Source organism: Actinacidiphila cocklensis (genome assembly GCF_907177275.1).
Classification (GTDB): Bacteria; Actinomycetota; Actinomycetes; order Streptomycetales; family Streptomycetaceae; genus Actinacidiphila; species Actinacidiphila cocklensis.
Window position 1 is genome coordinate 1 of sequence record NZ_CAJSLV010000005.1, and the last position, 2,257, is coordinate 2,257.

1 protein-coding gene and 2 pseudogenes are annotated in these 2,257 nt (G+C 67.3%); all 3 read right to left on the reverse strand.

Features of this window, described 5'->3' with window-relative positions; genetic code table 11:
* Window positions 1-183 (reverse strand): annotated as a pseudogene (locus NFU81_RS02840) (transposase); the annotation flags it as partial.
* Window positions 184-518: 335 nt separating this feature from the next.
* The gene (locus tag NFU81_RS02845) at window positions 519-1,853 is read right to left on the reverse strand and encodes an IS110 family RNA-guided transposase (RefSeq protein WP_251484610.1); all 1,335 of its coding nucleotides are present in this window, start codon (window positions 1,851-1,853) and stop codon (window positions 519-521) included.
* An 81-nt stretch (window positions 1,854-1,934) separates the two neighbouring features.
* Window positions 1,935-2,257: pseudogene (locus NFU81_RS02850) on the reverse strand (transposase); the annotation flags it as partial.

Sequence of the window (2,257 nt, forward strand, 5' to 3'; positions counted from 1 at the left end):
CTTGCGGTCGGTGTAGCTGACGTATTTCATCGAGGACCGGATCAGGTGCGTGACACACGTTTGGACCAGGGCCTCCTCCCAGACGGTGTTGATCGCCTCGGGTAGGCCCTTCAGCCCGTCGCAGCAGACGATCAGTGCATCCTTCAGGCCGCGGTTCTTGAGCTGGGTGAGGACGTTCAGCCAGCTGTTCTCGGGTGCTTGTCAAGTCTGTTGCAGGCAGGGCGGATCGGCCGGCCTGCCAGGGCCGGTTGATGATCTTCTATGTTGGGTGGATCATGCGGTGCGGGCGGTGTTCCCGGGCGGCGCTTACTCATGTAGTCGCAGTCGCGCTGCTGGCTGTTGTGCGCGCTCACGGTGGCGGGACAGGCCGGGCGTCTTGCTGGCTGCGCGGTCCCGGGATCGGCCGCTGATACTTGACGACGTCGGTCCGGCCTGTGCCGCCCGCGCCTCACGAGCTCGCTCGTGAGGAGTCCTGGCAGGTCTGATGACCTGGCATTATCGTGACCGGGCGAGGCCGGTCACGTCGTATGGGCCGCTCGATGGGTGGTCGTGGCGGGCCGGCTTCGTTCCTGGCCGGCGGACACCGCCGCGTTCCAGCGTTCCGTGTCGTAGGGCTGCTGGGAGCGCATCAGCGCGAAAGCAAGACGGTGCACGCGGTGAGCGGTGGCGATGGCGGCCACCATCGGGCGTTTACCCGCCTCACGCAGCCGCTGCTTGTAGGCAGTGAAGTCGGCATGATGCTGGGCGACACCCGCGCCGAGCGCGATGGCGGCCTGGCGCAGTTCCACCGAGCCGATCTTGCTTATCCTGGCAGGACCGCGCCGTCCCGCGGATTCGTAACTGGTCGGCGCCAGACCGGCGTACCGCCAGGCGGCGTCCGCGTTCTTGAATCGGTGCGGGTCGCCGAGCGCGGCCCCGTAGTAGGAGGCCGTCACCGGGCCTATCCCCGGAACCGACAGCAGTACCCCGGCGGGCGTGCACGGCAGCAGTGCCGCCAGCTCGTGGTCGGCGATCGCCAGGTCCTCCAGCAGCGTCTCGTACTGGGCGCGCTCACTGACCAGCAGGCGGGCAGCGATTGCACGAGGGGCCTCGGGCACGCACATCGCATCCCGCGCGGCGGCGATGACCTGGGCCGCTTTCGGACGGAGCATCCGCCTGCCATGGGCGGCTGCGTGCCTCACCAGGGCAGGGACATCGAGTTCGGCGACGCGGGCCGGGTCCGGCATCGTGGCCAGCAGCATGCGCAGGGTCGGGGACTCCAGCCCGCTGGTGAAGCAGCCAGTCAGACCGGGGAAGGCGGTGTCCGCCAGAGCGTGAATCTGAGCGCCGAGAGCCTTGATGGCCTGCAGTTTCCGACGCCGGTGGGCTACCCAGGCCCGCTGCTCGGCCATCGCCGTCTCCTCCGCTCGCAGCGGCCATCCCTGCCCGCGGACGAGCAACTCGGCCATGGCCATGCAGTCACGCAGATCGGTCTTGATCCGGGCCTGCCCCATCTGCCCCCGAGCCAACTTGACCTGGTACGGATTCAACTCGACCACGTCGAGGCCCCGTTCACGCAGGGTAGCTGCCAGGGCCCGATGGTAGTGGCCCGCGGCTTCGATTCCGACCCGCACGCTGGCCGCATCCCTGTCGTCGACCGCCGACCGGATGGCCAGTTCGAGGACCCCGGCCCCCGGCAGGGTCAGCTCGAAGTCGATCGGCGCGCCGATGATCTGGCCGCAATGATCGGCGATCAAACCCATCGCACTGTGCTTGCCAACATCCACGGCAACGACCAGACACCGCCCCTGCGGGAGATCACTCACTCGCGCCATGTACTCGGCCTGGGCTCGGCCTCCGACGAAATTCACCATCACGCGCCTCCTCGGGTCACGGGGGACGACATCCGCCCTCCCCTCTCCGGGAGTGTCGTCCCAACCCGGGAACCACTATGAGAACTTGGCGCCCTCACTGTCCTGGAGCCAGATGCCCAGCACGTTCTTGATGCCGTCGACGTCGACTCCGATGACCAGGTGGGCGGCCTTGTTGGTGACCATGCCACCATCGCGGACCTTCACGATGAGAGCGTCGATGTAGAGGATGGGGTAGACGTCGTCAAGCGGCCGGTTCTGCCAGCTGGTGATCTCGTCGGCGACCACGTCGGTGATCTTGGAGACCGGGGCCGGTGACACCTCGGAGCCGTAGACCTCCTTCAGGTGCGTGGAGATGTCACGGGTCGTCATCCCGCGTGCATAGAGCGACAGGATCATGTCGTCGA